General features: G+C 36.4%; 11 protein-coding genes and 1 pseudogene. 5 read left to right on the top strand and 7 right to left on the bottom strand.

Translation table 11 applies throughout. The features are described from left to right. Window positions 1-177: 177 nt before the first annotated feature. The 3 genes from A7456_RS03125 to A7456_RS12020 are packed head-to-tail and all read right to left on the bottom strand — an operon-like array spanning window position 178 to window position 1,074. On the bottom strand, window positions 178-609 hold the full coding sequence (locus A7456_RS03125; protein ID WP_067007495.1) for a hypothetical protein: 432 nt from the start codon (window positions 607-609) through the stop codon (window positions 178-180). A gap of 2 nt (window positions 610-611) precedes the next feature. Continuing rightward, window positions 612-905, bottom strand: coding sequence for a DNA methyltransferase family protein (locus tag A7456_RS03120; protein ID WP_067007491.1), 294 nt, complete (start codon window positions 903-905; stop codon window positions 612-614). Further along, the gene (locus A7456_RS12020) at window positions 880-1,074 is read right to left on the bottom strand and encodes a hypothetical protein (RefSeq protein WP_406946784.1); all 195 of its coding nucleotides are present in this window, start codon (window positions 1,072-1,074) and stop codon (window positions 880-882) included. Before A7456_RS12020 ends, A7456_RS03120 begins: the two co-directional genes overlap by 26 nt. 167 nt (window positions 1,075-1,241) lie before the next feature. On the opposite strand from A7456_RS12020, the gene A7456_RS03115 reads away from it, so the two are divergent. The 4 genes from A7456_RS03115 (at window position 1,242) to A7456_RS11145 (ending at window position 3,661) form a co-directional block, all read left to right on the top strand. Next, on the top strand, window positions 1,242-1,556 hold the full coding sequence (locus tag A7456_RS03115; RefSeq protein ID WP_158512468.1) for a helix-turn-helix domain-containing protein: 315 nt from the start codon (window positions 1,242-1,244) through the stop codon (window positions 1,554-1,556). A gap of 588 nt (window positions 1,557-2,144) precedes the next feature. Beyond that, window positions 2,145-2,552, top strand: a complete 408-nt coding sequence (locus A7456_RS03110) for a hypothetical protein (protein WP_067007486.1) — start codon at window positions 2,145-2,147, stop codon at window positions 2,550-2,552. A 67-nt stretch (window positions 2,553-2,619) separates the two neighbouring features. Beyond that, window positions 2,620-3,114, top strand: a complete 495-nt coding sequence (locus tag A7456_RS03105; RefSeq protein WP_067007483.1) for a hypothetical protein — start codon at window positions 2,620-2,622, stop codon at window positions 3,112-3,114. 397 nt (window positions 3,115-3,511) lie between these two features. Continuing rightward, window positions 3,512-3,661 (top strand): helix-turn-helix domain-containing protein, encoded by a 150-nt coding sequence (locus A7456_RS11145; RefSeq protein WP_158512467.1) that lies wholly within the window; start codon window positions 3,512-3,514, stop codon window positions 3,659-3,661. Between the two features lie 314 nt (window positions 3,662-3,975). Here A7456_RS11145 and A7456_RS03095 read toward each other — a convergent pair whose 3' ends face one another. Next, window positions 3,976-4,203: a hypothetical protein gene (locus tag A7456_RS03095; RefSeq protein WP_067007476.1), complete on the bottom strand. Its 228-nt coding sequence runs from the start codon at window positions 4,201-4,203 to the stop codon at window positions 3,976-3,978. Further along, a complete protein-coding gene (locus tag A7456_RS11340; protein ID WP_158512466.1) occupies window positions 4,190-4,351 on the bottom strand; it encodes a hypothetical protein in 162 nt (53 codons plus the stop codon). The genes A7456_RS03095 and A7456_RS11340 overlap by 14 nt, the downstream gene beginning before the upstream one ends. Window positions 4,352-4,707: 356 nt before the next feature. Between A7456_RS11340 and A7456_RS12080 the strand changes: the two are divergent. Continuing rightward, window positions 4,708-4,929: pseudogene (locus tag A7456_RS12080) on the top strand (transposase); the annotation flags it as partial. A gap of 623 nt (window positions 4,930-5,552) precedes the next feature. Here A7456_RS12080 and rplQ read toward each other — a convergent pair. After that, window positions 5,553-5,912: a 50S ribosomal protein L17 gene (gene rplQ / locus A7456_RS03080; RefSeq protein WP_029102652.1), complete on the bottom strand. Its 360-nt coding sequence runs from the start codon at window positions 5,910-5,912 to the stop codon at window positions 5,553-5,555. Window positions 5,913-5,930: 18 nt separating this feature from the next. After that, window positions 5,931-6,935, bottom strand: coding sequence for a DNA-directed RNA polymerase subunit alpha (locus A7456_RS03075; protein WP_066885029.1), 1,005 nt, complete (start codon window positions 6,933-6,935; stop codon window positions 5,931-5,933). Window positions 6,936-6,942: the final 7 nt, after the last annotated feature.

Raw genomic sequence — 6,942 nt, 5'->3', positions numbered from 1 at the left:
AGCAAGTTGATATCAAAACACCCTCAAAAGTAAGTGATTGTGAGGGTGATTTGAAACTGGGTATTTTATGGAATTAATTCAAAAGAGGCATCGACATTAAGGCTTCACATGTTAAATATTTGGCACATTTCCCTTGTGAATAAATACCCCTCCATTCCTTTCCAAAATTACTTGATATTACACCCCATAGGATTTCGGTTTCATTTTCTGTGGAGGCGGTAATTTAAATATCGAGTCAGTATAGTAACCCGCACCAGATGCAACCAAAGATTCACGTATTATAGATCTCTTGCTAACCCTAGGGATTAAGATGTCTCTCTCTTTCGCAAAATTGAACGCATGAGGGGTATGATATTGTCTTTGCTTTAACACAAGATCTTTGTCAATTAAATCTGTGATGTGTAGCGCATCAATATTTAGTTCACTAAATTGTTTTTTAGTTTTACTACCATGTCGTATCTCTTTGATAATTTTAGCGATTGTGACATGATTTTTACCAACTTTTGATAATAAGATTTTCTTTTTGGTGTGAAAATTGAAGCATAAGCTTTCACACGCCTCTTCTTCATTCACCACTAATGCATCTTGAATCTCTCCATCTGCCCCCATGCTTAGTAGGCTACAGTGAGAATATTTTTGTCTGTATTTTTGGCGATAATCGCATAAGAATCAACTTCGGCACCAGTGTATATATTATCAGGCAGAGCAATAACACTGACTTCATTAAATTTCTGAAGAAATTTTTTTCTATGCTGCTTAAAGCTAGAAAAACTAATAAAAGGAGCTGAAACAATAAATAGCAAAGATGAAGTTTGGCAAGACAGGGAGATCGCCTTATCTAAAAAGGCAATATCTAATTGATGATAGATTCCAATATTTTCAAAAAAAAATAAAAGTATGTCCACTTTTTGCTCGATGAAAAGGCGGGTTGCTCAAGAACAAGGTTGCATTCTTGGGAATGTCGCCTAAAAAACCAGAAGAAATGTGCAAAAAATTCTCGCAATAAACCCTAAGTGCATCACTCTCGTATTTTTTGAGATAGTTTGCTCGCTCTGAATCTATTTCAATCATCACACCAGGATAGCGACCATGCAATGAGCTAGAAAGATTTCCCAAGCCTGCACCCAGGTCAAAAAAGTGTTAAATTTCAAATTGGCAATATCTATTAAAGAAACTGCGATATGTGGGGGTGTATCTACTTGTCCAAAAAATTTCTTCCGATTCATATTATACAATCTATTATGAAAAATATCAATCTCCCAATCGAACTAATTTATTTGAAAAAAGCGATAAAAAATAAAGAAATAACAGCAAATTATATTGTAAAAAGTACAGGCATAGACCAATCTCAAATAAGCAAAATTCTAAATAATAAAGCAAAGATTAGATCTAAAAACTTTAGTGTATTATGCAAATTTGTATTAAATAACTGCTATATCGATCCAGAAATACTAAAGGGTCATACAGTTGATTATATTCAAAATTTATCTGCAACCAACAACAAACTGCTCTTGTTGGCTGTTTATGATATAGTAAGCAGTAGTATGGATATCTAAAAACAAGATACCTTGCAATGGGAGAATGTTGTATGGCTGATTATGAGTCATTATTACTGATTATGAGTCATTATTAAGAGATAAAGAACTAGGAAACAAACTGCGTGATAAGAAGAAGTGCATACTTGATAAATACAGCTTCCTTTTTAAGTCAAACTTATGTTCATGTGATGATACCACCATCTTGTCTTGACTCCGAAATTTTCAGAAGCCACTTCATAAATTAATTGCTCTATACATCCTTGACCATCTAATTTTTCGGTCTAATGCAAGCATGGAGATTATGATCAAGAGAACATTGAGCGGATGTGTGAAAAACCTATACTAGCAAAAATTTTATTGTGCTGGAACGTACTCATCGATCATCCCAATACCAAAGAAAAAAACAGTTTAAGGAAACGTATTTAGATTACCAATTAAATCCAATGTACAGCCCTGCTTTTGGAATCAGTTATAGAAAGATGCACAAAATTACTTTGGAGGTACATGATTTGAATATTATATGCAATGGAGGTAACAATCAATTTGAAGAACTTAAACTTAAGTTTAAGAATTCAAATAAAAAGAAGATTCAAGGAGATATTTTTGATGAGTATGATTGAGTGTATTAACTACTTCATATACCAACCAAGCAAAGAACATCCTTGGATTAAGAATTTTGATGTCGTATTCTCTGGACAGAACATTGATACCGATGATCGGACAAAATTCTGGAAATGCATGATGAGTGACACTACTCTTATTAAAAAACCTAAAGTTGTTGAAATTGGATGCGCCTACCAATCAGACAATGTCCTTATTTCTATGGAGGGGCAAGAAGTTCACATCAGTGCTTTTGCAGAAAAATTATCTGAGTTTCAAAACCAAAAAATTCTTGTTGATATAACCACTTTTGATGTGCCAGATCTTACACATTTATTAGATGGGTTATTTAAAAAACCTTTTGAAGTTTACTGTTTACTATATAGAACCTCAAAAATATTGCAATTCATCTAATGCTTTTTCAAAATTTCCTCATTTAAAAGGGGCGTATAATTATGCCCTTTCTGGAAATGGTGCTGGTATGGATTACCTACAATACTTTGAGCCCAAGAAGCTAGGTAGCAAAGCTTATTTTGTTAGCCTGGGGTATGAAGCTTTCCGGCTTGCTGGGTTTTTAAATTCTGATGAAGTGGAAAATGAGCACGATAAATATTTCATAATAGGCCTACCTCCATTTAATATTGGCTGGGAGAAGCGAAGTGTAGACGTAAATTTCACGCTTCTAGCTTCAATGGAAAAAATAGAGCAACGAATCCATCCGATTCCTTCAGACGATCCAATACAAAACTATGAACATATTAAGAAAAAAATCGATCCCTTGGATGATGACATAACTATATTGCTATTCCCAATGGGTAGTAAACCTCAAACACTTGGTATGATTTGGTTTGCAATTAATGCTAAGTCCAAAAATCAAAAAGATGTTGCTATTGTGTATGATTTTATGCAAAAGAATCAAAGTAGTAGTACTGGGGTTGATAAAATGCACATGTGGGAATTCGGGCTAACAAACTGATATTTTTTAGTCATACAATCTCAAAGCATTACTGCAAATAAAATCCGCCGTGTGCTAAAACGCATTCAGTTCTTGCTTTTGAGTGCGTTTTAATATTGTTACATTGGATGGGTGACAACTTAGGATAAAGTTAGATAATTCAAACAACCGCTGCAAAAATAGTGCTTGAAGCTTGCGCATAATCAACCCAATATTTGATTTAACAAAATTAAACCTTATATTATTTGGGTGGATATTTCCACCCAGTTTTGAAAATAGCCGTTTTTAAAAGCAAGTTGACATCAAAACCATCAGTTGAGCAAATTGGCTTGGCTGGTGGTTTTTTATTGGGTGGTCAAATAAGAGTGGAATAAGTGGTCACGTGAAGAGTGGAATGGGTGATCATTTGGAGTGGAATGTGCAACCTGATTTGAAAAGCAATATTTCTATTAGTGAAACTGCTAGACGACTAGGCTGTCATAAATCCATCATCAGCCGTGAAATTAAACGCAATACAGGACTACGTGGTTATCGACCGAAACAAGCCCAAAGCAAAGCTAGCACATAAAGCAAACAACGCCTATCGTATTTCTGACTTTGTATGGGCTTACATCAAGCACTTACTGAGTCAATATTATTCCTTCGAACAAATCAATGGCAGACTTAAAGTACTCGGTTGGACTGATGTACCAAGCATAGAAACCATTTATCAACACATCTATGCTAACAAAGCCCAAGATGGTACATCTCACCATAACCTGAGGAGTCAAAAAATCTACCGTAAACGAGGTTATAGGGTCATGATAGGCGTTGACAATTTTGCAAAAACTTATCATTCATGAGAGCGTGGCACTAGGGCGTGCCTGCCCTTTATAACACTATTTATAATATAGAATATTTTAGAAATAAACTAATCGTTTTTGCATGAAAAATGGCTAAATCTTGTTTTAAAAGGCAGGCACGTCCTAATCTTTTATGTGTATACCAGCTTTTACCCTCATCATTGGTGGTGTGTTCATTAAGATAATCTTTGTGCTTGTCATACCACTCATCTAGGGCTTTACCAAAGCACTGCTTATTACTGGTGGTTGGGCTCTTAACTAAGAGCAAGGGTTCTTGACTTGTGTTTAGGGTTTTTGGTTAAATAACGCCGAACAATGGCAATTTGATGAAATTGGCACATTTGTGTGGGTATGTCCCCAAAGCCACCTAATAAACCCCGTCTGTCATCACAGGTAATGCTATGTAAGGCAAACATATCTTTTACCGATTCGTTACAAATCATTGGTTTCATACTTAACAAAGGCATAATGTAAGCCGTCTTTGTATGGTTCTCACTGATAAGTTGTACTTAATGGCAAGTTATTTGTGGGTTTGTTTGCCTTACGTGTATTCTTGCCAAATCTCATCATTGCTGATGTAAGTTTTATCAAGAAAATACCTAAAACAATCCTTGCACCATCTTTCTTGTTTACCCTGCTTTTTACTATTTTTCTTGGTGCTTGCAGAACCACAGTGGAGACATACTTTTTAACTTTCATAAAAAACCCATTCAAAGCTATATGGTATCAGACTTCAAATGGGGTGGGAGCAGGATTTTTGTCTGTTAGACCTTATTTTGCAAAACCTTATCATTCATGGGAGCGTGGCACTAATAAGAATACCAATAAACTCATACGGCAATTTTTACCTAAGTCTGCCAGATTAGATGTGATTGATGATGAACAAATACAGCAGGTCGAAGATTATTTAAACAATAGACCAAGAAAAGTGCTAGGCTTTAGAACACCTCTTGAGATAAAATCTGATTTTTGGTGCATTGCAGTTGGTGGTTGAATCTGCCCCTTAAAAATCTTACTTTGGGGAGGTACTTAGAGTTTATTGAAGCTTTATCGGATGATTTACAATAAACTTCCTATAAACCCATCTCATACCAGAACATCCAAATGAATCATGAAATATTCACACACTTATCTGATGAACAGTTTGGTACTCAATCGGCGTTGAGTGAGAAACTTTTATATAATTTTAATTGTCTTGCACATTCCACACTTATTTGAATATTTGAATGCTCAATAAAAAACCATCAGACAAGTCAATATCTAACTGATGATTTGAAGTCGGCTTACTTCTCCAAAAACTCAAGCCTCAGACTCATACCACTGACCCAATATTTGTTTAAAAAAACTTTAACTTGGGCATTACTTTAAGCAATCAGCAAATAGCAGCTCTCCTCACTAACACCGTTTAACCAGGGCGTATTGACTTTTTTGAAAAAGCTCAAAACCACTTTAATCTTTTGATTTCATTTTTTTATGCAAACAATGACTTAGTACAATACCGTCATAGTTTTGAACCACCATTCATCTTTTTGCTTAATAAAAATACCATCAAATCAACCTTCATGCAATAAAAAACCAAACCTTGTAAAGGGTTTGGTTTTTTAGGAATGTTGGCTGTTATGGGCGGTCAACCAATTCCACATAAGCCATTGGTGCATTATCACCATCACGATAACCGCATTTGATAATACGCAAATAACCACCTGGACGAGTTTTGTAACGTGGCCCTAGCTCATTGAAAAGCTTACCAACAGTTGCCTTGTTACGAGTACGATTAAAAGCAAGACGACGATTTGCAACACTATCTTCTTTTGCCAAAGTGATGAGTGGTTCTGCTACACGACGTAGCTCTTTTGCTTTTACCAAAGTGGTTTTGATTAGCTCATGCTCAATTAATGAATTGGTCATATTTTGAAACATGGCCTTACGATGGCTGCTGGTGCGACCCAGCTTGACTCCGCTATTACGATGTCGCATGGTCAGTATCCTTTAAAATTAACGGCTACGGTAAGAGAAACGATCATCAACTCGCAAATCACTTGGTGGCCAAGTCTCTAAACGCATGCCCAGTTCCAAACCTTTGGACGCAAGTACGTCTTTGATTTCGGTTAATGATTTCTTACCTAAATTTGGCGTTTTTAGAAGTTCAGTTTCAGAACGTTGCACCAAATCACCGATGTAGTAAATGTTTTCAGCTTTCAAGCAGTTTGCTGAACGAACCGTTAGTTCAAGGTCGTCCACTGGGCGTAATAGCACAGGGTCAATCTCTTCTTTTTCTTTAACTGGCTCAGGGGCTTCTTCAGCTTCTAGATCTACAAAAATTGCAATTTGTTGTTGTAAAATCGTAGCAGCCTTGCGAATTGCCTCTTCAGGGTCAATTGTACCATTAGTTTCAAGCTCAATGATAAGTTTATCAAGATCGGTACGTTGCTCAACACGAGCATTTTCAACATCATAAGCCACACGCAAAATAGGACTAAAACTCGCATCAAGTTTCAACCGCCCAATCGCTTTGGTATTGGTGTCTTCACGACGTTGATTAGCAGGCTCATAACCACGACCCATCACCACACGTAAACGCATTTTCAAATGCCCACGTTCACTTAGTGTGCCAAGTACCAGTTCAGGATTGGCAATCTCAATATTGTGTGGTAATTCAAGATCAGCAGCAGTTACAACACCTGCCCCCTTCTTATCCAATGTTAAATAAGCTTCGTTTTGGTCATGCAAAATGATTGCCAAACCTTTTAGGTTTAAAAGCAAATCAAGAACATCTTCTTGCAAGCCCTCTAGTGTTGAATATTCATGATCAACGCCTTCAATTTCAGCTTCAATCACCGCAGCACCAGACAACGAAGACAAAAGAATGCGACGAAGAGCATTACCCAGTGTATGCCCAAAGCCACGTTCTAACGGCTCGAGCGTGACCTTAGCAGTCGTCTCATTAACCGTATCTACATTAATTGCAGACGGTGTTAGAAACTCAGTTACATTTGTCATAAGTCAC

Origin of the sequence: Moraxella nonliquefaciens (assembly GCF_001679005.1) — a bacterium.
Classification (GTDB): domain Bacteria; phylum Pseudomonadota; class Gammaproteobacteria; order Pseudomonadales; family Moraxellaceae; genus Moraxella; species Moraxella nonliquefaciens.
Note: the sequence above shows the minus strand (reverse complement) of the source record. Positions and strands in the feature narration are given on the sequence as shown.

Excerpts from the sequence above, each read along its gene's own strand:
- rplQ (WP_029102652.1), bottom strand. The coding sequence starts at position 5,912 with ATGCGACATCGTAATAGCGGAGTCAAGCTGGGTCGCACCAGCAGCCAT.
- A7456_RS11340 (WP_158512466.1), bottom strand. The coding sequence starts at position 4,351 with ATGTTTGCCTTACATAGCATTACCTGTGATGACAGACGGGGTTTATTA.
- A7456_RS03110 (WP_067007486.1), top strand. The coding sequence starts at position 2,145 with ATGAGTATGATTGAGTGTATTAACTACTTCATATACCAACCAAGCAAA.
- A7456_RS03105 (WP_067007483.1), top strand. The coding sequence starts at position 2,620 with ATGGATTACCTACAATACTTTGAGCCCAAGAAGCTAGGTAGCAAAGCT.
- A7456_RS03125 (WP_067007495.1), bottom strand. The coding sequence starts at position 609 with ATGGGGGCAGATGGAGAGATTCAAGATGCATTAGTGGTGAATGAAGAA.
- A7456_RS03115 (WP_158512468.1), top strand. The coding sequence starts at position 1,242 with ATGAAAAATATCAATCTCCCAATCGAACTAATTTATTTGAAAAAAGCG.
- A7456_RS03075 (WP_066885029.1), bottom strand. The coding sequence starts at position 6,935 with ATGACAAATGTAACTGAGTTTCTAACACCGTCTGCAATTAATGTAGAT.